Source organism: Paramuribaculum intestinale (assembly GCF_003024925.1).
GTDB classification, from domain to species: domain Bacteria; phylum Bacteroidota; class Bacteroidia; order Bacteroidales; family Muribaculaceae; genus Paramuribaculum; species Paramuribaculum intestinale.
This window is the reverse complement of record NZ_PUED01000025.1, coordinates 1-21,834: the sequence shown is the minus strand read 5'-3', so window position 1 is coordinate 21,834 and position 21,834 is coordinate 1. Positions and strand designations below refer to the sequence as shown.

25 protein-coding genes are annotated in these 21,834 nt (G+C 48.9%); 23 read left to right on the top strand and 2 right to left on the bottom strand.

The features are described 5' to 3' along the window. The first annotated feature begins 159 nt into the window (after positions 1-159). Genes C5O24_RS03560 through C5O24_RS03545 form a run of 4 tightly spaced genes read left to right on the top strand, consistent with a single transcriptional unit; the run spans position 160 to position 3,461 of the window. The gene (locus tag C5O24_RS03560) at positions 160-942 is read left to right on the top strand and encodes a sulfide/dihydroorotate dehydrogenase-like FAD/NAD-binding protein (protein WP_107037021.1); all 783 of its coding nucleotides are present in this window, start codon (positions 160-162) and stop codon (positions 940-942) included. Between the two features lie 29 nt (positions 943-971). Further along, a complete protein-coding gene (gene gltA, locus C5O24_RS03555) occupies positions 972-2,486 on the top strand; it encodes an NADPH-dependent glutamate synthase (protein ID WP_170067069.1) in 1,515 nt (504 codons plus the stop codon). Between the two features lie 10 nt (positions 2,487-2,496). Continuing rightward, the gene (locus C5O24_RS03550; protein WP_107681467.1) at positions 2,497-2,850 is read left to right on the top strand and encodes a 6-pyruvoyl trahydropterin synthase family protein; all 354 of its coding nucleotides are present in this window, start codon (positions 2,497-2,499) and stop codon (positions 2,848-2,850) included. Next, positions 2,847-3,461: a 7-carboxy-7-deazaguanine synthase QueE gene (locus C5O24_RS03545; protein WP_107037023.1), complete on the top strand. Its 615-nt coding sequence runs from the start codon at positions 2,847-2,849 to the stop codon at positions 3,459-3,461. The genes C5O24_RS03550 and C5O24_RS03545 overlap by 4 nt, the downstream gene beginning before the upstream one ends. A 397-nt stretch (positions 3,462-3,858) precedes the next feature. On the opposite strand, the gene C5O24_RS03540 is transcribed toward C5O24_RS03545, so the two are convergent. Together C5O24_RS03540 and C5O24_RS03535 are read right to left on the bottom strand one after the other, a co-directional pair. Further along, complete coding sequence (locus tag C5O24_RS03540) at positions 3,859-5,256, bottom strand: site-specific integrase (RefSeq protein ID WP_107681466.1); 1,398 nt, start codon at positions 5,254-5,256, stop codon at positions 3,859-3,861. Between the two features lie 5 nt (positions 5,257-5,261). Continuing rightward, complete coding sequence (locus C5O24_RS03535; RefSeq protein WP_107681465.1) at positions 5,262-5,903, bottom strand: S24 family peptidase; 642 nt, start codon at positions 5,901-5,903, stop codon at positions 5,262-5,264. Between the two features lie 109 nt (positions 5,904-6,012). Between C5O24_RS03535 and C5O24_RS03530 the strand changes: the two genes are divergently transcribed. The 19 genes from C5O24_RS03530 to C5O24_RS03435 all read left to right on the top strand — a co-directional run bounded on the left by C5O24_RS03530 (position 6,013) and on the right by C5O24_RS03435 (position 21,709). After that, positions 6,013-6,288: a hypothetical protein gene (locus C5O24_RS03530; protein WP_107681464.1), complete on the top strand. Its 276-nt coding sequence runs from the start codon at positions 6,013-6,015 to the stop codon at positions 6,286-6,288. 2 nt (positions 6,289-6,290) lie between these two features. Beyond that, positions 6,291-6,614, top strand: a complete 324-nt coding sequence (locus tag C5O24_RS03525) for a DUF3853 family protein (RefSeq protein WP_107681463.1) — start codon at positions 6,291-6,293, stop codon at positions 6,612-6,614. A gap of 303 nt (positions 6,615-6,917) precedes the next feature. Further along, positions 6,918-7,886, top strand: a complete 969-nt coding sequence (locus C5O24_RS03520) for a hypothetical protein (protein WP_133165451.1) — start codon at positions 6,918-6,920, stop codon at positions 7,884-7,886. 6 nt (positions 7,887-7,892) lie between these two features. Then, complete coding sequence (locus tag C5O24_RS03515; protein ID WP_107681461.1) at positions 7,893-8,591, top strand: lambda exonuclease family protein; 699 nt, start codon at positions 7,893-7,895, stop codon at positions 8,589-8,591. A 3-nt stretch (positions 8,592-8,594) separates the two neighbouring features. Further along, positions 8,595-8,939, top strand: coding sequence for a hypothetical protein (locus C5O24_RS03510; RefSeq protein ID WP_240604889.1), 345 nt, complete (start codon positions 8,595-8,597; stop codon positions 8,937-8,939). Positions 8,940-8,995: 56 nt separating this feature from the next. After that, positions 8,996-10,492 (top strand): nicotinate phosphoribosyltransferase, encoded by a 1,497-nt coding sequence (locus tag C5O24_RS03505; protein ID WP_107681460.1) that lies wholly within the window; start codon positions 8,996-8,998, stop codon positions 10,490-10,492. Next, on the top strand, positions 10,483-11,310 hold the full coding sequence (locus tag C5O24_RS03500) for a hypothetical protein (RefSeq protein ID WP_107681459.1): 828 nt from the start codon (positions 10,483-10,485) through the stop codon (positions 11,308-11,310). Before C5O24_RS03505 ends, C5O24_RS03500 begins: the two co-directional genes overlap by 10 nt. Continuing rightward, a complete protein-coding gene (locus tag C5O24_RS03495; protein WP_107681458.1) occupies positions 11,307-11,585 on the top strand; it encodes a hypothetical protein in 279 nt (92 codons plus the stop codon). The genes C5O24_RS03500 and C5O24_RS03495 overlap by 4 nt, the downstream gene beginning before the upstream one ends. A 2-nt stretch (positions 11,586-11,587) precedes the next feature. Continuing rightward, positions 11,588-12,004: a DUF4494 family protein gene (locus tag C5O24_RS03490; protein ID WP_107681457.1), complete on the top strand. Its 417-nt coding sequence runs from the start codon at positions 11,588-11,590 to the stop codon at positions 12,002-12,004. 12 nt (positions 12,005-12,016) lie between these two features. Next, complete coding sequence (locus C5O24_RS03485; RefSeq protein WP_133165450.1) at positions 12,017-12,856, top strand: hypothetical protein; 840 nt, start codon at positions 12,017-12,019, stop codon at positions 12,854-12,856. Beyond that, entirely contained in the window at positions 12,798-13,463 is a 666-nt protein-coding gene (locus C5O24_RS03480) for a P-loop NTPase family protein (protein ID WP_205961060.1), read from the top strand. Before C5O24_RS03485 ends, C5O24_RS03480 begins: the two co-directional genes overlap by 59 nt. A gap of 53 nt (positions 13,464-13,516) precedes the next feature. Then, the gene (locus C5O24_RS03475) at positions 13,517-15,379 is read left to right on the top strand and encodes a bifunctional DNA primase/helicase (protein ID WP_240604887.1); all 1,863 of its coding nucleotides are present in this window, start codon (positions 13,517-13,519) and stop codon (positions 15,377-15,379) included. Between the two features lie 21 nt (positions 15,380-15,400). Beyond that, positions 15,401-16,237 carry a DNA-methyltransferase gene (locus C5O24_RS03470; protein ID WP_107681453.1) on the top strand — a complete coding sequence of 279 codons (837 nt, stop codon included), beginning with the start codon at positions 15,401-15,403 and terminating at the stop codon, positions 16,235-16,237. Positions 16,238-16,362: 125 nt separating this feature from the next. Further along, positions 16,363-16,929: a DNA methyltransferase gene (locus C5O24_RS03465; protein WP_205961059.1), complete on the top strand. Its 567-nt coding sequence runs from the start codon at positions 16,363-16,365 to the stop codon at positions 16,927-16,929. After that, complete coding sequence (gene dcm, locus C5O24_RS03460; RefSeq protein ID WP_161553789.1) at positions 16,907-17,917, top strand: DNA (cytosine-5-)-methyltransferase; 1,011 nt, start codon at positions 16,907-16,909, stop codon at positions 17,915-17,917. The genes C5O24_RS03465 and dcm overlap by 23 nt, the downstream gene beginning before the upstream one ends. Before the next feature lie 129 nt (positions 17,918-18,046). Continuing rightward, a complete protein-coding gene (locus tag C5O24_RS03455) occupies positions 18,047-19,222 on the top strand; it encodes a DNA cytosine methyltransferase (protein WP_107681451.1) in 1,176 nt (391 codons plus the stop codon). After that, positions 19,185-19,961, top strand: a complete 777-nt coding sequence (locus tag C5O24_RS03450; RefSeq protein WP_124029779.1) for a hypothetical protein — start codon at positions 19,185-19,187, stop codon at positions 19,959-19,961. The genes C5O24_RS03455 and C5O24_RS03450 overlap by 38 nt, the downstream gene beginning before the upstream one ends. 16 nt (positions 19,962-19,977) lie before the next feature. Continuing rightward, positions 19,978-20,736: a hypothetical protein gene (locus tag C5O24_RS03445; protein ID WP_107681449.1), complete on the top strand. Its 759-nt coding sequence runs from the start codon at positions 19,978-19,980 to the stop codon at positions 20,734-20,736. A 469-nt stretch (positions 20,737-21,205) separates the two neighbouring features. After that, on the top strand, positions 21,206-21,709 hold the full coding sequence (locus tag C5O24_RS03435) for a hypothetical protein (RefSeq protein WP_107681448.1): 504 nt from the start codon (positions 21,206-21,208) through the stop codon (positions 21,707-21,709). Positions 21,710-21,834: the final 125 nt, after the last annotated feature.

The window sequence follows — 21,834 nt, the reverse complement described above, 5'->3', positions numbered from 1 at the left end:
GAATATGTTCGAGTCAATTTTTAGATTTTGTGAAGGAGTTATGGGGTTCCATAATGACTGAACAAAAGCTTAAAATTGGTCGAAAAGAGCTATAAAGATTTCATAAAGTTAAAAGTAAACATACTCTAAGAGTTACTTATCAATCAACAGATCTGACCGATGTTCACAATACTCGAAAAGGAACACTTCTCCGAAAATGTGGTGAAGCTCATAGTTGAGGCTCCGCAGATAGCCCGCTCGCGCCGTCCGGGACACTTCGTGATAGTGCGTTGCGGTGAGGGAGGCGAACGGATACCGCTGACTATAGCCGATGCCGACCCTGTGCGCGGCACAATAATGCTCGTGGTTCAGCAGGTGGGAGTGTCCACGTGCAAGATCTGTGCACTCGAGCCCGGTGACTCGCTGACCGATGTGGTGGGGCCTCTGGGGCAGGCGACACATATAGGCCATGTAGGCACGGTGGTGTGCTGCGGAGGCGGTGTTGGCGTTGCTCCGCTTCTGCCTATCATTAAGGCGATGAAACAGGCCGGCAATCGGGTTGTTACCGTTTTGGCCGCCCGCACGCGCGAACTCGTGATCCTTGAGGATCAGGTGGCTCCGTGGAGCGATGAGGTGATCGTGATGACCGACGACGGCTCTTACGGACGCAAGGGACTCGTGACCGATGGAGTGGAAGATGTGATCCGTCGTGAAAAGGTCGATCAGGTAGTGACCATCGGACCTGCCGTGATGATGAAGTTCGTGGCGAAGCTTACGGAGCGTTACGGAGTGCCGACTATGTGCTCCCTCAACACCATAATGGTCGATGGCACCGGCATGTGCGGAGCCTGCAGGGTGACCGTCGGCGGCCGCACACGCTTCGTGTGTGTCGACGGGCCGGAGTTTGACGCCCATCAGGTGGATTTTGATGAGATGCTGATGAGGTTGCGGTCGTATAATTGATTCATGGATGCTTTGAAACACAGACTCAGATGGCTATAGACAAGAATAATTCACGCGATGCTGCGTGGCGAGTGGAGTTGCGTGGCGCCATGAGCGCCAAAGACCGGGCGGCGATCGAGCGGGTGAAAATGCCCGAGCTTGATCCGGCTGTCCGCGTAGCGTCCAGATCGGCTGAAGTAAACCTGGGCATCTCGGAGGGACAGGCAGTGGTCGAAGCCACGAGATGCATGGACTGTCCTGATCCGCAGTGCGTCACCGGTTGTCCGGTAGGTATAGATATTCCCGGATTTATAAAAAATATACAGCGCGGAGATTTTGCCGAAGCATCAGCCGTGTTGCGGCTGACGAGCGCGCTTCCGGCTGTCTGCGGTCGTGTCTGTCCGCAGGAGAAACAGTGCGAGAGCCGCTGCATATATCACCGCATGAAGTGTCAGCCTGTGGCGATAGGCTATCTGGAGCGCTTTGCCGCCGACCGTGCGCGTGAGGAAGCCCGAAAAAATCCAGTGCCTCCGAGGCGTCCGGCGCCGGGCGCTGTCAAGGTGGCAGTGGCCGGTAGCGGTCCGGCCGGATTGTCGTTTGCCGGCGATATGGCCGCCCGCGGCTTTGACGTCACTGTGTTCGAGGCTCTGCATGAGATCGGCGGAGTGCTTAAGTATGGTATTCCCGAATTCCGTCTGCCAAACGCCGTGGTCGACGACGAGATCCGTGCTCTGGAGGCTGCCGGAGTGACTTTTGTTAAAGACTGCATAGTGTCTCGCACTGTGACTGTCGAAGATCTTCGCCGGCAGGGCTTCCGCGGACTGTTTGTGGCGTCGGGAGCCGGTCTGCCGAGATTCATGGGTATTCCGGGTGAAAATCTGATCGGCGTGATGAGCAGCAACGAATATCTTACCCGTGTCAATCTGATGGGAGCCGGTCTTGACGGACACGACACTCCTGTGCTGACCGGACGCACGGCGGCTATAGTGGGAGGAGGCAATACGGCGATGGACTCTGTGCGCACGGCGCGCAGGATGGGAGCCGAGAGAGCCGTCATTGTCTATCGTCGCAGCGAGGCCGAGATGCCGGCACGTCTTGAGGAGGTGCATCATGCCAAGGAGGAGGGCGTTGAGTTTATGACGCTCTTCAATCCTGTGGAATATCTGGGCGATGAGAACGGACATGTCAGAGCCATGCGCGTGCAGCGCATGGAGCTTGGCGAGCCTGATGCCTCGGGACGCCGTTCTCCGGTGGCGGTGGAGGGCGATATCCGCGAGATACCGGTCGATCTGGTTATTGTGAGTGTGGGCGTTTCTCCCAATCCGCTAATCCCGTCTTCAGTCGAGGGGCTCAGCGTCAGCCGGCGCGGCACGATTGAGGTGGACGAAACGTCGATGGAATCATCGGTCAACGGACTCTTTGCCGGCGGCGACATAGTGCGTGGCGGTGCCACGGTCATTCTGGCCATGGGCGACGGCAGGCGGGCTGCGGCAGGCATGGCTGCCGCTCTTGCCGCGGAAGAATGCCACGGATCGGCGGCTTCGGACAACAACAGCGTATCATAACAGCGAAAAAATGTACTATATCTCAAAAAAGATAGAAGTGTCGGGATCTCACCGGCTTGAACTCTCTTACGAAAGCAAGTGCAGCAATGTCCACGGCCACAACTGGATAGTGACCGTGTTCTGTCGGGCTGAAACGCTCAATGCCGATGGTATGGTGTGTGATTTCACACGCATCAAAGAGGATATCATGGGACGGCTCGATCACCGTCATCTCAACGATGTGTTGCCATTCAACCCCACAGCCGAGAATATAGCCCGTTGGATCACCGAGCAGATCCCTGAATGCTACAAGACCATCGTGCAGGAGAGCGAGGGCAATGTAGCGGCTTATGTGCGTGACGACTGTGGCGATTGTGTGCTATGACATATAAGGTCAACGAAATATTCTATTCGCTGCAGGGCGAGGGTTTTCACACAGGCGTTCCGGCTGTATTCCTTCGTTTCTCGGGCTGCAATCTGAAATGTCCGTTCTGTGACACCCTGCATGCCGACGGCCGGGAGATGGATGCAGACGAAATCGTGCGGCTCATATCGTCGTATCCTTCGCGTCATGTCGTGATCACCGGCGGTGAGCCGGCTATGCAGCTTGACGCTGCTCTGGTCGATCGGCTGCACGAAAACGGATGGTTTGTTCAGGTGGAAACCAACGGTACCCTGCCGCTACCCGGAAATGTCGACTGGGTGACCTGCTCTCCGAAGACCGACAGGATAGCGTGTGGCCGTGTCGACGAAATTAAACTGCTGTATATGGCCGACGGGTACGACGCTGAACGCATGGAGCGTTTCAGCGCTGTCGAGGCTCGCAGCTACTCACTGCAGCCTTGTGACTGTTCCGTAAGTGATCTGCATGAAGATGATGGCGGGGCAGTGGAGTGCCGCAACAAGTTCATTCTCGAAGAGTGTATCGCCTGCCTGAAAGCCAACCCGCAGTGGCGGCTCTCCCTGCAAACCCACAAACTGCTCGACATCCGATGATTGTATCCTGCAGCTGTAGCTTAATGATTTGAGTGTCGTTACATACGGCTCTTTTCATTATCTCCGGCTCCTGTGCCACGATATTTGGAACGAGTTGCATTGCATGTGTATCTTACAGCCAAACGAATAAATCGGCTTTCAAATTGATTATGGTCTAAATCCGCTGACCCGGAAAAATCCGCTGCCCCGGAATGGAGCTGTTGAATGTCAGAGGTGTCGGATACAGGTTAGCAACTAAAAATAAAGCTACAAGTCAACGACTTGTAGCTTTATTTTGCGGAAAGACAGGTACTCTACCACATTTTTCCACTTTCTCGCGCTTATTTCTACACCGAAGCATATCACTGATTTATTGTTTTCTTCCATTATTAAAACTTGCATACACTTTCACACAATATCAATTTTCTGCCCCGCTTTTTGCCCCACGATTATTTTTAACAGATTCATCACCATCTACCCCAAATTTTTCTATTCGGTTGAAAGCGGTCATAGCGGAACGTCTAACATCATCCGCAATATCAAGGTAAGGCTTCATCGTTGCGTAATCTGAATGACCAGTCCATTTCATCACGATATTGGTAGGAATACCAAGCATGATGGCATTGCAGACAAAAGTACGCCGGGCGCAGTGTGTTGACAGAAGTTCATATTTCTTATACGTCTTGTCATATCGTTTTGTTCCTTTATACCTCGTTATGGTAATTGGCGCATCGATTCCACAAATCTTACCCATCTCTTTAAGGTAATCATTCATCTTCTGATTGGTAATAACCGGCAAAGCCTTGTCATCGGGGAATGGAATATCAGCATACTTATCCAGTATGGCGCGTGAATACCTATTAAGTTCTATCGTCAGAGAGTCATGCGTCTTGATGGTGGTGATATGAATTTCAGTATCCGTGATGTTTGACCGGCGGAGATTATAAACATCGGAATACCTTAAAGACGTAAAACAGCAGAAACAGAAAACATCCCGGACTTGTGAAAGATAGTTTTTTTGACCGAAATCAAAATCATACACTTTCATCAGTTCATCCTTAGTAAGAAAGATGACAGGTTTCTCAGCCGTTTTTAACTTCACTTTCTGATATAGGAAAGGTGAAGCATCGCAATAGCCATGCTCCTGCGCCCATCTCAAGAATACTTTTACAAATGCAATATCATTCTTGATGGTAGTATTGGCAAGACCTTTATTCTTGAAATTGTCAAGAACTTTCCCAAAATGCTCAATGAAAAGATTGACTCCACCTTTAATAATGTCATTCAATGATAATTTAGGCGATATACTGCGAAGATGTTTTCTTATGGTTCTACATTTTACCAGAGTTCCCTCACTCCATCGTCCGCTTGTAGTACCATCCTTAATAAATTCATCATATATCTTAAAGAGCGGTTCATCGGCAGGATTAGCTTCCTTTTCTTTTTCAATGTATTTTTCAGGATTAACCTGTCTGTCGTATGCTTCCGAAAACTCTTCTTTTGTTGGTATGTGGTCAGCTTCTTCAAAACGCATAAAGATGGAGTTAATCAAATCCTCCATATCTTGTAGGTCTTTGTTTATAACTGATGCCGGTGTCTTATTCTTTCCATGTGTGCTTTTCGCCTTGCAGCGTTGTATTGATTTCTCCCAGTTATCAGGATTGACATTGTGATTTACACTCAAGCGCACACGTTGACCCTGCCAGACGATAACACACCTTACGCGACCCTCCGGCTTCTTATTCTTCTTTTCCGCTGTTTCCGGTTTCTTCTTTACTTCTACACCAAAAGATATACTACGCTTGATTGCTATCATAGACCTTACACCTTATTTATATCATTCGCCTGTGGATAGATGTAGCCAAGCACGTAAAACATCCTGCTGACCGAATCAATGGGGATTTCAAAAGGCTCATAAATCATTTTCCCGTCCGGATATGTAGCACAGTTTGAAGAATACAAAGCGATGTGAGCATTATCCTTTCCTTTCTGCAACCTTTTTACTGTAACAAATTCATTAGTTTCTATAAGGTAGTTATTGCCCGGTATTAACAACTTCATATCCATTACGCGCTTCATAACAAGTATGCAGCCTACTGGATACTCAGCCATGCTATCACTTGTATTCCTAATAGCTATTTCCGCTTTGGGAAAACAAGACCCCACATTTATATAGTCTGGAGAAGATTTGCTATCGGTTATTTCTTCAACCGAATTGAACATTGCAATCATCCCCTCTGCTTCTTTATGCGTCATCGGCCCACTCTCAAACATTAGCCATTCCTTGCGTATCTCAGGAAATGCCTCAATAATCTTGTTGGCAAGTTTCATGCTTATACCATGTCGGCCTCCCCGGATGTCTGTAAAAGTTTGCGCAGAAGCAATCCCCACTTTATCTGCAAGGTCTTTCCACGTTAATCCGGTCATTTGCTGGATTTCGATAAGTTTTTCTCCGTCAGTCATAATGTTAACGATTGTTAAATACTGATTTTACTATTGCTTCAATCAGTATTTTGTTGTACTTTTGCAGTGTCAATACTGATTAACTACTTAATCAATCAATGTAAAAACAATGATTAAATACTTAATCGGCATTACAGATGCAAAGTTAATACTTATTTTTGAAATAAGCCAAATGGAACAGAGAAAAATTAAGCGTGGCGACCGATTGCAAGTTGCTCTTTTAGAGTTGAATGTGGGGGAATCAGTAAAAGTACCTTACCGGCACTATTCTGAAAACTCTATACGGTCAACTGTAACGCAACTCAAGAAAGGCAGCGAAGACCCTATTGGGTATGATATAGATGCGCGGTCTAACGTAGCCGCCATTATAACACGTACTCAGTAATTATGGAAAATGTAGGAACATTTACTATTGGTCTTGACACCCCTATTCATCTGCTGACACCCCGACAATTATTTGAAATGTTGGGCGAATGGCAAGCAAAGACAAAACAAGTAGAAGAAAAACCCCAGAAGCCTGAGCGATGGTATGCAAATAGCATTGGTGAACTTGCTGAAATTCTGGGAACATCAGAAACAACAGTCTATCGGATGAAAGCCGCCGGTCTTCTTGACGATTGCATAAGTCAGTATGGGCGATGGATGATGATAGACGTGGAAAAGGTACTTGAAAAGTTTAAGCTGTCAAATCGACGGCGCAAAAAGAAATAGGGCAAGCCAAGAGAGGCAGTCCTTTGGCGAAAGCCATAAACAACATCCAACGCCCGGCGAAGCCAAATAAGCCGGGCAACTTGAAGACGTAGCGAAAATGGTAGGCGCGTCACTTGTTCAGCGAAACACAGATAAGGAGTAGTTAGCCTTACGTGCCGGCGGTTGCAACCACCGGGTAAGCCCGTAGCCGGGAGATGCCGAGTGAACAAGGAAGTGTGGTAGGCGACACATTGCGGGTTCGAGTCCCGTCGTCTTCGCAAATGCAAGGCCGGAAGCAGTAAGACGGCATAAACAACAACTATTATGATGGAAGACATCAAAGGCTACGAGGTCGCAAGACTTCAAGACCCATCTCCGTTACAGCTTGTCGAAACCATCGACAGCGCGGAAAGAGCCAACATTGACATTCAGGTCAGCACGGCTCGCGCTTATCCCCGCAATCTATCGCGGTGCATCAACAACTCAATCGCCATCGCCACGATGGATAGGGAAACTGCCCAGACATGCGGCTACGCGCTCCCTCGCGGTGGAAAGCCCATCACCGGCCCATCGGTACACTTGGCGAAAATCATCGCCCAGCAGTACGGCAATCTTCGCGCAGAAGCCCGCGTAGTCAACGTGACCGGCACACAGGTAATCTCGCGTGGTATGGCGTGGGATTTGGAAAATAACTTTGCCGTAGCCTTTGAGGTGCGCCGTTCAATCCTGACCTCAAAAGGTGCGCGATTCTCGGAAGACATGATAACCGTTACCGGCAACGCCGCTAACGCTATCGCGTATCGAAACGCAATCTTCACGGTTGTGCCGAAAGCCATCACTGACAAGGTGTATAAGGCTGCGCAGGAATGTATCACCGGCGACCTTAGCGACGAAACGAAACTAATCAAGCGTCGTGACGGTGCTATCAAGTATTTCAACGACCAGTACGGCATCACTGAAGAAGAGGTAGTCATGCTCTGCGGCAAGCAGACCGTCAACCAGATAGGTGTTGATGAAATCGCCCTCTTGCTCGGCATCCAGCAGTCACTTAAAGACGGCGATACCACCGTTGATGAGGTTATGTCACCTTATCGCAACAGCAAGGAAGCCAAGTCAAGCAGGCTTACTGAAATGGCATCACGCGCAGCCGCCGCAAAGGGCGCGAAGAAGCCCACAGCGAAACCCGCCGAGGGTTCGGAAGATGCCGCCAAAGAAACAGTAGATAAAGAAACGGGCGAAGTTAAGACCGCCGACAACGGCGAGCCTATGCAAGCCCCCAATCCCCAAATCTAATAAGCCATGTCAAATCTCAGCTTTACACAGGAACAGCGCACACTGGAATGGTATCGCGCTCGCCTCGGTTACATAACCGGGAGTCAGGTCGGCTCGCTTATGAAAAGTGGCCGTACAAAGGACAAAGTGTTTTCAGACACCGCCCTCACATATCTTTATCAACTTGCAGGGGAACGTTCTTTGAACCCCGAAATCGTCAAGGATGATAATATGTTCACTTTCTATCTTGAGCAGACCACATCGCAGTCAAAGGCTATGCGCTTCGGTACTGAACAGGAAGAAAATGCACGTGCTATGTACGTCGATATAACCGGACGCGAGGTCAAGGAGGTAGGACTCTGCCACCATCCCCAAATCAAGTATCTTGCTTCATCGCCGGACGGAATAACCGCCGACGGCGACGTGATGGGATGCGTAGAAATCAAATGCCCCACACTGTCAACATACAGCAAGTATGTTGCGGAAATCCACGACAACGAATCACTCAAGAAAGTCAATCCAGACTACTACTATCAGTGTCAGAACCACATGGCCTGCACTGAGGCGCAATTCTGCGACTTCATCGTGTACTGCCCCTTTGTGGAAAACCCCATCCACATCGTGCGCATCCAGCGCGACGAAGATGCCATCGCCCTTATCATGGAGCGCGTGGAACTTGCAGAGCAAATCATCGAAGAAAATTATTCACAACTCAAAAGAGCATAAACAATGGCAGACAACAATTCACTTTTGTCTGGCAGCATCTGTCTGTCTGACATCCCCAAATCGCAGATGAGAAAAGTCATGTGCAAGGACGGTAAGGAACGTATCTATCTGAACGTAGCCGTCATCACAAAGAAGCAGCCCCAGACGTTTACGAGCGAAAACGGTGTTGCTCACACGTACACGCACTTCATCACTTGCGCACCCAAAAAGGAAGAGCGCATCGACGGCGTTAACTACATCCTCGGCGACCTTGAAACGCGCACGTTCACACCGCAATCTCCCACCCCAGAAGATGTAGCCAATGCGCCCAGCATCGCACCCGGCGAAAACCCTGACCTCCCATTCTAATCACTACCGGCTGCGCCGTGTCAACGCGATACGGCGCAGCCGACAATCATTATCAGATGAACGCTTCACTTTTAACAGACGGCTACAAGTTAGACCATCGCAGACAATATCCCGTAGGCACGGAATACGTGTATGCGAACTGGACTCCGCGTAGCAATGGATACATGCCTGACGCAAAGGATGGCGCGGTGGTCTTCGGTATCCAGTATTTCATCAAGAAATATCTTATAGACCGCTTCAATAACGACTTCTTCAATCTGCCGGAAGATGTTGCCGTGGCGCAGTTCAAGCGTCGCGTCGATACCTTTCTTGGTAAAAACGAGGTTGGCTCGGAACACATCCGCGAACTGCACCGACTCGGCTATCTACCTATCAGACTCAAGGCACTGCCGGAGGGGTCAATCTGCCCGATACGTGTGCCAATGATTACGGTCATCAACACCAATCCCAAATTCTTCTGGCTTACAAACTTCTTGGAAACCATCATGTCGTGCGAATTATGGCTACCCATGACCTCGGCGACATCATCCCGGTTATACCGCAAGGAGCTTGAGCGTCATGCGGAAAAGACGGGCTTCACGCCCGATGTTAACCTCGGTTTTCTTTGTCACGACTTCTCTATGCGCGGCATGGCAGGCTTGGAAGCGGCCATCACAAGCGGTATGGGACATCTGACATCATTTGTCGGCAGTGAAACGCTCCCGGCGATTGAAGCCGTAGAAAAATACTACAACGCCAACGCGGAAAAGGAAATCATCGCAATGACCGTACCGGCATCGGAGCATAGCGTCATGTGCGCCGGCGGCAAGGAAGATGAGTTTGAAACATTCAAACGCTTCATTACTGAAATCTATCCAAGCGGCTTTTGTAGCATCGTAAGTGACACATGGGATTTATGGCAGGTCGTCACGGATTATCTGCCCCGTCTTAAAGACATTATCATGGCGCGTGACGGTCGCCTCGTTATTCGCCCTGACAGCGGAAACCCGGTTGACATCATCTGTGGTCTGCCGCAGTCAACCATCGACGATATGAGCTTTGAGGAGCTTGACGAAAACAAGGCGGCTGTAACCGGCGTGTACGAGCTTCTATGGAACATATTCGGCGGCACAGTCAATGAAAAGGGCTACAAAGTCCTTGACCCGCATATCGGCGTAATCTACGGCGACAGCATCACACGTGAGCGTCAGAAAGAGATATATCGCCGATTGGAAGCCAAAGGCTTTGCCGCCACAAATCTTGTACTGGGCGTTGGCTCGTTCACGTTTCAGTATGTCACACGCGACTGCCTCGGCTTCGCTATGAAAGCAACATGGTGTCAGGTCAACGGCGAACCCCGCGAAATCTTCAAATCGCCCAAAACCGACAGTGGAATGAAGAAGTCGCTGAAAGGTCTTATCCGCATCGATAAAGACCAGAACGGCATCTACTACGCTACGGACTGCGTAACCCCGGAACAAGAAGCCGGCGGTTGCCTTGAGGTTGTCTTTGAAGACGGCAAACTGATAAAAGAAACATCGTTTAACGAAATCCGCGAAAGGCTATGCAGATAATCGACCTCGCCAAACAGACCGGCTGCAAAATAGCCACATTTCCCGACGGCGAAAAGCATGTAACCGTTGATGCACTTGACCGCAAAGAGCCGGTATCAATAGTATGCCGTATCACGTGCGCGGATGACCTTTTCTGCCTTATGCAGTTAGGCGACATTCTCAAGCGTCAGGAGATGGAAATCAATACCCTGTTTATCGGCTACCTGATGTCGATGCGCTGCGACCGTCTATTTGACCTTAACAGACCATTCTCCTTGAAGATTGTAGCCGATGCAATCAACGCAATAGGGGCGCGACACGTGCAAATCGTAGAACCGCACTCCTACCGCACAATGTCGCTGATAAAAAATTCTGTGGGCGCACTCGCAACGATGGAATACTTTATGAACGGCATCCTTAAATCCAATGAGCTACAACTTGACGTAGTGGCGGTATTGCCGGACGAGGGCGCACAAGCCCGCTATCACATACCCCACGCAATCCCATCAATATGCTGCGAAAAGCGACGCGACTCGGAAACCGGGAAGCTGCTATCGTTTGAGGTCTGCACCAAAGAAACCGACATCTGTAAAGACAAGGATTTAGTGCTTATGGACGACCTTTGCGATGGGGGTGGAACATTCTTAGGTCTTGCACCTAAACTGCGTGAGCTTGCGCCTAAAAGCATATCCTTGCTTGTTACCCACGCCATCCAGCTTGACGGCATCAAGAAAGTCGCACAGGCTTATGACCACGTGTTCATAACGAACTCCTACAAGGAATGGGGCGCAGAATCCGAACTGCCCGATAACGTAACCGTCTTCAAGGTCTTTCGATGATGAACTTCTTCAAAAGATGGAAGCGTAACACCTCAAAATCTACTGACCAGAAGCCCGTTGCCCAATTTAATCTCAAGGTCTATGCCGACAAGCTGGAACTTGATTTTAAGGGCGACGAGGTAAAGGTCGGCGGTGCGCTTGTAACGCTTATGTTGCGGCATCCGCATACCCATGCCATTATTAACAACGCAGTCGTAGCAACCAATATGGAACTTGCCCGGCGTGAAGCAAACGCCGTGTACGCTGACCTTGTTACGACATTTAATCCGAACTAATCATGTTTTTTGAAGCAAAATTAAGGGTTGAAAAGACTCTTGACACCGGCGAACAGAAAGAAGTTAAGGAACACTACATCATGGATGCCGAGCTATTCGCAGAGGCAGAAAAGATGATGTTTGAACTGTACCCCAACCAGAAAATCGACGTGTTCAGCATCGGACGCAGCGATATAAGGGAAATCATCAACGACAAAGAAGATGACAAGCCTTTCTTCAAGGCTACCGTCATTGACGTGTTCACTGATGACGAAACCGGTAAGGAAAAGGAAACCAAATACTACATGCTTGTATGCGCCGAGAACACCGTGGAAGCTACGTTGCTTGTCAATGAGTATCTCAAGCAGGGTTACAATCTGCGTCTGGACGGCATCAAGCGCGTAAAAATCATCGACTATCTACCGTATCAGCCGGCATAATCTACTACCGCCATGTGTAATCCCAATCCGAATGAAATAGGTTGGATACGCCTTTATCGCAAGATGACGGAATGGCGGTGGTATGGTCTGCCGAACATGATGGCTGTCTTTATTCATCTACTCCTTACCGCCAATCACAAAGACGGTTACAGCTTCGGTGTAGAGATAAAACGGGGTCAGGTAATGACCTCGGAAGATGGGATTATGCGTAGTATAAAAATCAAGCGCGGAGCATTACGTGTGTGCCTGAAAAAGTTGGAAGAAACTGGAGAAATAATCCGCAGTACGACCAACAAATATTCAATAATAACTATCTGCAATTATGATAGTTATCAAAGCGCAACGGAAAGCAATAACCAACAAATCGCCATCGAACAGCCAGCAGATGAACATCAGCCCGACATCAAGCCGACATCAGAGGAACATCAGCCAGCCACAAACAAGAATAATAAGAATAAAAAGAATGATAAGAATGAAGAGAATGAAAGAAAGGAAGAAAGTATAACTCTTCAAAAAGCCAAAGAAGATTTTGAAATCTTTCGCAAGGCGTATCCCGGCAAGAAGCGCGGTCTTGACACTGAGTTTGCCAACTTCAAGAAGAAGCACCGCGATTGGCAAGAGGTACTGCCATTGCTTTTACCAGCGGCGCAGGGTTATGCCGAACAGACACGCGGAAAACCCAAAGAGTACATCAAGCACCTCCAGACATGGATAAACAACCGATGCTGGGAAATCGAATACAGTAACGACAATTCAGAACAATCAAATGGAAGAAATCAAACTTATAGACAAAATGGTATATCTTCAGCCGGATATGGCCTCCAAATGCCAGACGGAACTGAATACCATTAAGGCGGTCTTCTTTGACATCCTCAAGGGTTACTGCCCCGATTTTGTCGTTGACAAGGACAACCGGGCGATTGTTACTGACGTGTTCAACTGGTGCATACGCAATACAGAGGGCAACCTGAAACCGTGCAAAGGTCTATGGATTTACGGTAATATCGGAACGGGCAAAAGCACACTGATGAAAGCCATCATCAAGTTTGTCAGCAAACACTGGCTACGTGATAGCGGCGAACACATCAAACCCCGGTGGATAAACGTGCCTACTTTCTGCGGTCAATATGCCGCCAACGGCTTCTCGGTCTTTGACAGCATCCCTATGGGTCTCGACGAACTCGGAACTGAAATAGCCCCCACAAACCATGTAGGCAACAAGCTGAACGTCGTGGCGCACTTGATAAACACCATCTACGACAACAATAGCGACATCCCCTACATCGTGACTACCAACCACACGCTGAAAGAAACCTTTGACCTTTATGGCGCAAGGACTATCGACCGTATAGGTCAGCTTTTCAACCTTGTGGAAATAAAAGGCACGACACGGCGCGATACATCTGCAATCTGGCAATCCATTAAAGCCGAAGAAGAAAGGAGTAACGGTTCAAAATGAGAGCTTACAGCGACTTTGGAATAGACATCCCAGCTGGGCGCAATAGCGGCAAGATGAAAGTTATCTGCCCCAAATGCCATGACCGACGGAAAGACAAGCGCGATAAAAGTCTTTCAGTCGATTTAGGCAAGGGCGTATGGCATTGCCATTACTGCGGCTGGAGCGGAACTATCCATGTCGGCGAAAGGTCGCATGATGCCCCCAAAAAGGAATATCGCAGACCTACGCCACGACCCATCACAACGCTGTCGCGCAAACTCGTTGAATGGTTCAATAGTCGCGGTATATCGGAATGGGTGCTTGAACGCATGAAGATTAACGAGGGTGAGCAGTTCATGCCGCAGGTCGGAAAGAAGATGAACACCGTGCAGTTCAACTACTATCTAAACGGCGAGCTTATCAACGTGAAGTATCGCACCGGCGATAAGAAATTCATGCTTGAAAGCGGCGCGGAACTGATTCCCTACAATCTTGACAGCATCGTCGGACAAAGCGAGTGTATCATAACCGAGGGCGAAATGGACTGTCTTTCGTTCATTGAAATCGGAAAGAACAACTGCGTCAGTGTACCCAACGGCGCGAATAGCAACCTGTCATATCTTGATGACTTTATAGAGGGCTTCTTTGGTGACAAGGAAACAATCTACATTGCCGTCGATACTGACACAAAGGGCTTATTGCTGCGCGATGAACTGATACGTCGTTTTGGTGGTGAAAGATGCCGCATTGTCACTTATGGCGATGACTGTAAGGATGCCAACGAGCATCTCCAGAAGTACGGCAAGGAAAGTCTTGAAAACTGCCTTAAAACCGCCAAAGAGGTCAAGGTTGAGGGCGTGTTCATGCTTGACGATTACGAAGAAGAGCTTGATGCCATCTATCAGAACGGTCTTCAAAAAGGCTTCATGGTAGGACATCCCAATCTTGATGCGTTGATGAGTCTTGAAACCAAACGCCTTATGATTGTGACCGGCATACCGGGCAGCGGTAAATCGGAATTTATCGATGAGATGTGTGTTCGTCTGAATATCCTTTACGATTTCAAGGTCGGATTCTTCTCGCCCGAAAACGTGCCGATTCAGCTTCATGCCGTAAAGCTGATAGAAAAGCTATGTGGAAAGAAATTTCAAGCCATAGACAACCGGGGTGAAAACATCACTCCACAGCAATATGCTCACGCCAAAGAATACTATCGTGAAAACTTCTTTCACGTATTACCGGAAGACGGTGCAACGATAGATAATATTCTGGCAAAGGCTAAATACCTTGTACGTCGTAGGGGAATACGAATTTTTGTACTTGACCCATTTAACCGAATCGAGCATGAACAGTCAGGCGGCGAAACGGAAACCCAATACATCTCGCGTCTTCTGAATAGAATGACGGCTTTTGCCCAGCAGAACGACCTCCTTTTCATCCTTATGGCGCATCCCACCAAGATTAAAAAGGATAACGGAAATGGCGGTGTGCCTACCATGTACGACATCAGCGGCTCTGCGACATTCTTTGACAAAGCGGATTTCGGTCTTGTGGTACATCGTGAACGCGACGAAAGCAAGAATTACACCCTTGTGCGCGTGGAAAAGGTCAAGTTCAGACACCTCGGTGCGCCGGGCGATGCTACATTCAAGTTCAACGTCATCAATGGCCGATATATCCCGTGGAAGCAAAGCGAAAGCGTAGCCGTGGATTTCAGGGCTGACATGGAGGATATGATTGCAGCCAAAGAACGGGACGAAATAACGCAGCCATCCCTGCCATCGGGTTTGCCGTGGGAAGATGATGCAGATTCAATCCCATCACAGCCACAACCGCCAGCCGGGATGAACTTCGCGCAAACGCCCATGCAGATGCAGACGGATGACCCAAACATGCCGTTTACGCCGATTGACCCCAACGAGCCATTACCTTTCTAAACCAAGTAAATCATTATCACAATGCAAAATATAGAGCTTTATAACGACCACTTTCAGAATTGGAAGAGGTATCTGAGTTGCAAGGCGCAGCTTATCATCGCCGATGTGCCTTATAACCTCGGAATAAACGCCTACGCATCCAACCCCAAGTGGTATGTTGATGGCGATAACGCAAACGGCGAAAGCGAACTCGCCGGCACGCAATTCTTTGATACCGATGCTAATTTCAAGCCAGCGGAATTTATGCACTTTTGCTCAAATCTGCTTATCAAAGAACCCAAAGAGGCGGGTAAAGCACCGTGTATGATTATCTTTTGTGCCTTTGAACAGATGATGTATTTCATCGAGCTTGGAACGCGCTATGGATTCAATTATTACATCCCATTGGTCTTTCGCAAGAACTGGTCAGCGCAGGTACTCAAGTCTAACATGAAGATTGTAGGAAACTGCGAATACGGATTATTGCTTTACCGTAAAAAGCTTCCCAAATTCAATAATGGCGGTCGCATGGTCTTTAACTGCATGGATTATCCCCGTGACACCAAGACACCTAAAATCCATCCCACGCAGAAATCCGTGCCTTTACTGGAACAGCTTATCCGCATCTTCACCGACCCCGGCGACGTTGTTATTGACCCATGCGCCGGAAGTGGCACAACCTTGCTTGCTGCAAGAAATTGCGGTCGCCGTGCCTACGGATTTGAGATTAAGAAAGATTTTTATGCCGATGCCGTGAATCTGCTCAAAACCTATCAATCCACACCATCGATGTTTGACATCGCGGAATTGGTAGAGCGCGAGTCACGCCGGGATAAAGCCAAGGCAAATAATCAACCTGAAAGCCTATTTGCGGAATGACACCACGTAGCGAAATCATCCTCGGCGATAGCTTTGAGGTACTGAAATCAATGGCAGACAAAAGCGTTGACATCGCTTTATGTGATTGCCCTTACGGAATAGACATCTGCTCAAGTGGCAGACTGATGAGAGAAAAGGGTCGCACATACAAGCCGTGGGATAAGGATGCTCCAAAAGCGGAATTTTTCACGGAGTTGCTTCGCGTCAGCAAGAACGCCATCATCTTCGGAGCGAACCATTTCATAGACCGCATCCCCATCAATTCAAAGTGCTGGATTGTGTGGGATAAGGAACAGCCGGAAACATTGTCATTTGCCATGTGTGAGCTTGCCCTCACTACATTTGACAGGTCGGCAAAGATATTCAGATATAGCGCGGCGCGTCAGAGTGTAAAGGAAACACGGATACACCCCACACAAAAGCCAGTCGCCTTGTACGCATGGATATTTCAGAACTTCGCCAATCCCGGTGACTTAATTCTTGACACCCACCTCGGAAGCGGTAGTAGTCGCATTGCCGCCTATCGCATGGGCTTCGACTTCATAGGCTGTGAGATTGACCCAGAATATTACACGGCGCAAGAGGTGCGCTTTCGTCAAGAATGTATGGGCGAACAACGACGCGGCAATGTCGTGCTGACACAATACGAATTATTCAATAATGACCAATATGGAAAAGATAACAGTCTTTGAAGCCTTTGCCGGTTACGGCAGTCAGTCGATGGCTCTTGAACGCCTCAAGCAAGACATTGGGCTTGACTATACGGTTGTCGGAATATCCGAAATCGATGCTACCGCAATCAAGGCTTACTACGCAGCCCGCGATGCCGAGTTGCTGTCACGTTGCCGCACAGTCGGCGATGTGGAAACTGCCATTAGGGGGGGGTACGAGCCTCCGCAGGAACTTATCGACCGCTACCCGAACTATGGCGACATCTGCAAAATCAACTGGGCGAATGTGCCGGATTTCAATCTGTTCACATACAGCTTCCCTTGTACCGACATCAGCAATGCCGGTTTACAGAAAGGACTCGCCGAGGGGTCTGGCACAAGGTCATCGCTTCTATGGGAGTGCGCAAGGGCAATCGAAACCAAATACCCCAAATACCTCTTGATGGAAAACGTCAAGGCTCTTGTAAGCGACAAATTCATGCCGGATTTCAAGCGATGGGCGATGTATCTGGAAAGCCTCGGTTACACGAACTATTATCAAGTGCTGAACTCAAAAGATTATGGCGTACCGCAGAACCGCGAGCGCGTCTTCATGGTCAGCATCCACGGCGAGGCTATTTACTATTTCCCCAAACCCTTCAAGTTAGACCGCCGCCTCAAGCACGTATTGGAAACGAATGTAGATGAAAGCTACTATCTGTCTGATGCTAAGATTCAGGCAATCATAGACCATTGCGAGCGTAAGCAAGCTGAGGGTTGTGGCTTCAAGCCGAACTTCCAAAACGGGGGGGGTATTGCGGAACCATCACCGGGAACTACGGACAACGTGAAACCGATACCTACATCCAAGAATGACGAAGACGGCATCATTGTGGTTGGTAAAATCAACAACTCGCAAGACGGCAAAATCGTGGACGCAGACGGCATTGCGCCGACACATACGTCAGGACACGGAAACTGCCCCAAAGTGCTTGTTGAAAATACCCCCCCCCCCGGACAATCTGCATAAATTCAAAGGATGAGAATGGCAAGCAGCCAAGTATCGCGGATAGAGTTTATGACAGTAACGGAATAGCCACAGCACTGACAACCGGATGGCATCCCTACATCATGGAATCGCAAAACAACAATTCAGAAAATGAATAAAGATAAAACCGCCCCAGAGCTTAAAATCATAGGCAATGTAATGCCGTCGGGTCACAATGTAGGTAACATCTACGACCCGGACGGAATATCGCCCACGATTATGCTCAATCACGGTTATCCGGCACTTATTCTTGAAGAAACAACCGACAACGACATGAATCAGCTTATACAGGTGGCGCAGATATACGACAAGGAAAAGAATCCTACCAACGGCAGGGTTTATGACCCCAGCGGCATCTCGCCTACGCTTACAACGCCAACAGGCGGCAACTCAATGCCCCTTATCCTCGCTATGGAACAGATACCTTTCAATACAGCCGACGAGGGATTAGCCTACACAATCACGACACGCTACGGCGCAATGTGCGCAAGCAATCTGATTGATGGCAATTTCCCTATGACCGGCATCCTTACAATCGAAAACCCAACAGAAGAAATGAAACGCCAGATAGAAGACGGAATCCTAAACTTCGACAAAGGGCTGCCAAAAGAAGCCAACCCCAAGTCATGCGCCATGCGTGGTCGCGGCAAGGGTGCGGATTACCATCAGGAACTTGAGATTGGCGACGATGTAGCCAACGCCCTTACAACCGTCCAGAAAGACTCTATGATACTTGAGGGCGAAGACCCGTCAATCATCAGTCTTATGCCGTGGAATAGACCCGGCGGCGACGTGGGCGATGTGTCGCCGGCCATCACAACAAGCGCATGGGAGCAGAACAATTTTGTAAAGCTGCCCGACGGAGATACCCCTATGGTTATGGCTGACCCACGGAAGAATTACGGCAGATTGCAGCCATCGGCTGAATCCTCGCCCACGCTTCTCAGCACTGACTATAAATCGCCCCATCTTGTCGTGGAACGTGGCGACGGCGAACTTGATATGTCTGACCCAGAAACGCGCATCATCAAGCGAGCCGTAGACCATGTGGCGCAGGAGTACGGAACGCAGACGCGCTTTCGCATACGCAAGCTGACCCCACGCGAGTGCTACCGCCTTATGGACGTGCCGGAAGAATATATCGACCGCCTGTTAGCGTCTGGCATATCCAAATCCCAACACTACAAACTGGCGGGAAATTCTATCGTGGTATCATGTCTTTATCACATCTTCAAGAATTTATTTACCAATGAAATCCCAGTTAATCAACAGCTATCCCTTTTCTGATATGCTTGACGGCATAAAGCTCCCAGAATCGGTCATCGCCGAAATGGAAAAGCGAGGGATAAGTGCAAACCCCATACCCATAAAGCCGATGATTGACACCGGCATCCACTTCAAGAAGCGCGAACCAATGCGTGAACGCGACCTGTCAACAGAAGAATTTCTCAACCTGTTCGACAAGGCCGAATCACTCAAGATGGCGTATGTACCACACTTCATTACGCAGTGCGTAATCTACTATCTTGACTTATTTGTGGAATATGCCCGCGACTGTCGGCTTTCAGACTTCAAGAAGCACACCCGGTTGCTCAAGGCAATCAAAGAGGAGTATCTTGCAGCCCTACGCCATGAAATGCCGCCGCACGTCTTTGAGAAATTCCTTACACAGCGCGATGAATACCTTGTGTCATGCGGCGCAAATCTGAGTCTTATGTATTTCACATTCGGAAATCAGATTTTGAAGAAATATGGCCGGATAGACCACGAAGCCCTATACTGTTACGCCAACATAATCCTTGCTTTCATCAACTACGTGGAAGACTTTGACCGCAACGTCAACAAGCGTATCGCAGAAAAGCTGGGGATGCCCTGCCGTAATCACGGAGATGCGCGTCTGACCGCCATTAAAGGCGTATGCAACGACATCATCAAACCCTACCCGCTGGAAAAGAACAATGACACCGAGCTATGCGTCGGCGTAATGGCAAACAAAGCGGTCATAATGATAAACAACATGCTATAACAACCCTCATATCGCAATGGAACAAGTAATCACTGACATCATCGACAAAAAGGCGGCGAAGCAGTTTAATAAGCTGACACCGACCAAGCGCAAGGCATACCGCGCAATGCTTTATGCAGGTGCGCAGATAACCATGAACGGCTATTCAGTAAGGGATATAGCCGCCGAAATCGGATATTCAGAAAGCGGAACATCAAAGTTGGCGCAGAAGTGGATAGAGCTGATGCGTCAGGGCGATGTTACCGTCAATCTGATTATAGCAGCCATTCAGAAATTGCCTAAAAACAAACGTTTTCAGCACGGAAAGGAAATCGCGCCCCATGTCAAGCTAACACCCACTGTCGTAGCGGAAGAGCCAAAGGATGAAACTCCACGGCCCACACCGGCGCAGACCCCGGCACCAACGGAAAATAAGCGAAAGGGCAAGTATGTACTCGGCTTTTTCATTACACCGGAAGACGAAATGCGCGAAAGAGCCGCCATTCGTTCATCCATCCTGTTCTTTCAGACCTACGGCAAGGGCGCAAAACCGCGTATGCACGGCGAGTATTACACGCCCGGAACGCATCAGGCAAAAGACAGTGAAGATAGCAAGAAGTGGCTACCCCTTGATACAGCAGCCCTTTACTGCGGATGCAAAGCGGAAATCATCAGCAAAGCAGGTCAAAACGGCGTGATTGAACGACGTGTCTATAAGCGCAATGCCAACCGTAACTATTATGAGTATAACATCGCTGATTTAGACAAGTTTATACGCGACAATCATCTCCTCTAACAAAGGTAATCAACTCGCAATGTGGAAGATAGCTAAGAGCTAATAAGAGTTAAAAATCAAATTTGCCCGGCGATTTAATTTGGATAATTAAAGTAAATGCTTTAACTTTGCGACGTGGTTGTAAAAGTAAACACTTAAACAAATAAATATATCAACATGGATTTATCCTCAAATCAAGAGCCGACAACGCAGGCCACAAAGGTCTGCACAAGATGCGGCAAAGAATTGCCGGTTGACCAGTTCAGCCGTCGCAGTAGCTCGGCTGACGGGTTGCAGATGTGGTGCAAGTCGTGCCAGCGTGAATCACAACGTATCTCGCGCAGTAATCGCCAATTACCCCCCCCCCCCAATCAAGGGCGAACCGTCATCCCCGCTTGCGGAATTTACACCGCGTCAGCTTATCGAAGAATTGCATAATCGTGGCTATCGCGGCGAGCTTCAATACCTCTACACTATAAAGGTCTGAGATATGATAACGAAGATAACCCCGGATTTAGTGGAAAAATGGGCTGAGTGGCTTGACCACCAGCCCAAAACCACTGCACTAACCGAAGAGCAGATGCAGACATTCGTTTTGGCGACCATGCACGAAAGCAAAATCGAAGCCAACGAAGAACTCAAGAACGATATACTGAATGGCGGGCCGTCTATGGAACGTCTATTCTACAACCGCGTCAAAGCCTGTCACACCTATACCATCACATTTGCCGTCGCCCTCGCTATGGCAAGTATCACGCGAACACCCGGCGAAGTCACGATGTACGCCAATTACTTGCAGTATAAGGCGAAGAAGATGGGAAAGGGTCTATTGCGGATGCAAGACATCGGGATGCACATTCTGCCGTATGGCGTATTTTCACGCGATACAATGCGCGAAGCGTGGGATAGGCAGAAATGCTCGCACAACCTCGGCTCTGACAACATTCTTGACCATAACGAAGCACAAGGAACAATCGAAATCAAACAAGGCTAATGTTTTACGAAGATACAGGGCAATTTACACCCAAACAAATCAAGTTGGCAAAGGAAATAGCCAGCAAAATCAAGGCATTGCGCAAGTCTGGGTGCGCCATCGTTGCGCGTCAAGATAGCCTATAC

Excerpts from the sequence above, each read along its gene's own strand:
- C5O24_RS03560 (WP_107037021.1), top strand. The coding sequence starts at position 160 with ATGTTCACAATACTCGAAAAGGAACACTTCTCCGAAAATGTGGTGAAG.
- gltA (WP_170067069.1), top strand. The coding sequence starts at position 972 with ATGGCTATAGACAAGAATAATTCACGCGATGCTGCGTGGCGAGTGGAG.
- C5O24_RS03550 (WP_107681467.1), top strand. The coding sequence starts at position 2,497 with ATGTACTATATCTCAAAAAAGATAGAAGTGTCGGGATCTCACCGGCTT.
- C5O24_RS03545 (WP_107037023.1), top strand. The coding sequence starts at position 2,847 with ATGACATATAAGGTCAACGAAATATTCTATTCGCTGCAGGGCGAGGGT.
- C5O24_RS03540 (WP_107681466.1), bottom strand. The coding sequence starts at position 5,256 with ATGATAGCAATCAAGCGTAGTATATCTTTTGGTGTAGAAGTAAAGAAG.
- C5O24_RS03535 (WP_107681465.1), bottom strand. The coding sequence starts at position 5,903 with ATGACTGACGGAGAAAAACTTATCGAAATCCAGCAAATGACCGGATTA.
- C5O24_RS03530 (WP_107681464.1), top strand. The coding sequence starts at position 6,013 with ATGATTAAATACTTAATCGGCATTACAGATGCAAAGTTAATACTTATT.
- C5O24_RS03525 (WP_107681463.1), top strand. The coding sequence starts at position 6,291 with ATGGAAAATGTAGGAACATTTACTATTGGTCTTGACACCCCTATTCAT.
- C5O24_RS03520 (WP_133165451.1), top strand. The coding sequence starts at position 6,918 with ATGATGGAAGACATCAAAGGCTACGAGGTCGCAAGACTTCAAGACCCA.
- C5O24_RS03515 (WP_107681461.1), top strand. The coding sequence starts at position 7,893 with ATGTCAAATCTCAGCTTTACACAGGAACAGCGCACACTGGAATGGTAT.
- C5O24_RS03510 (WP_240604889.1), top strand. The coding sequence starts at position 8,595 with ATGGCAGACAACAATTCACTTTTGTCTGGCAGCATCTGTCTGTCTGAC.
- C5O24_RS03505 (WP_107681460.1), top strand. The coding sequence starts at position 8,996 with ATGAACGCTTCACTTTTAACAGACGGCTACAAGTTAGACCATCGCAGA.
- C5O24_RS03500 (WP_107681459.1), top strand. The coding sequence starts at position 10,483 with ATGCAGATAATCGACCTCGCCAAACAGACCGGCTGCAAAATAGCCACA.
- C5O24_RS03495 (WP_107681458.1), top strand. The coding sequence starts at position 11,307 with ATGATGAACTTCTTCAAAAGATGGAAGCGTAACACCTCAAAATCTACT.
- C5O24_RS03490 (WP_107681457.1), top strand. The coding sequence starts at position 11,588 with ATGTTTTTTGAAGCAAAATTAAGGGTTGAAAAGACTCTTGACACCGGC.
- C5O24_RS03485 (WP_133165450.1), top strand. The coding sequence starts at position 12,017 with ATGTGTAATCCCAATCCGAATGAAATAGGTTGGATACGCCTTTATCGC.
- C5O24_RS03480 (WP_205961060.1), top strand. The coding sequence starts at position 12,798 with ATGGTATATCTTCAGCCGGATATGGCCTCCAAATGCCAGACGGAACTG.
- C5O24_RS03475 (WP_240604887.1), top strand. The coding sequence starts at position 13,517 with ATGAAAGTTATCTGCCCCAAATGCCATGACCGACGGAAAGACAAGCGC.
- C5O24_RS03470 (WP_107681453.1), top strand. The coding sequence starts at position 15,401 with ATGCAAAATATAGAGCTTTATAACGACCACTTTCAGAATTGGAAGAGG.
- C5O24_RS03465 (WP_205961059.1), top strand. The coding sequence starts at position 16,363 with ATGAGAGAAAAGGGTCGCACATACAAGCCGTGGGATAAGGATGCTCCA.
- dcm (WP_161553789.1), top strand. The coding sequence starts at position 16,907 with ATGGAAAAGATAACAGTCTTTGAAGCCTTTGCCGGTTACGGCAGTCAG.
- C5O24_RS03455 (WP_107681451.1), top strand. The coding sequence starts at position 18,047 with ATGAATAAAGATAAAACCGCCCCAGAGCTTAAAATCATAGGCAATGTA.
- C5O24_RS03450 (WP_124029779.1), top strand. The coding sequence starts at position 19,185 with ATGAAATCCCAGTTAATCAACAGCTATCCCTTTTCTGATATGCTTGAC.
- C5O24_RS03445 (WP_107681449.1), top strand. The coding sequence starts at position 19,978 with ATGGAACAAGTAATCACTGACATCATCGACAAAAAGGCGGCGAAGCAG.
- C5O24_RS03435 (WP_107681448.1), top strand. The coding sequence starts at position 21,206 with ATGATAACGAAGATAACCCCGGATTTAGTGGAAAAATGGGCTGAGTGG.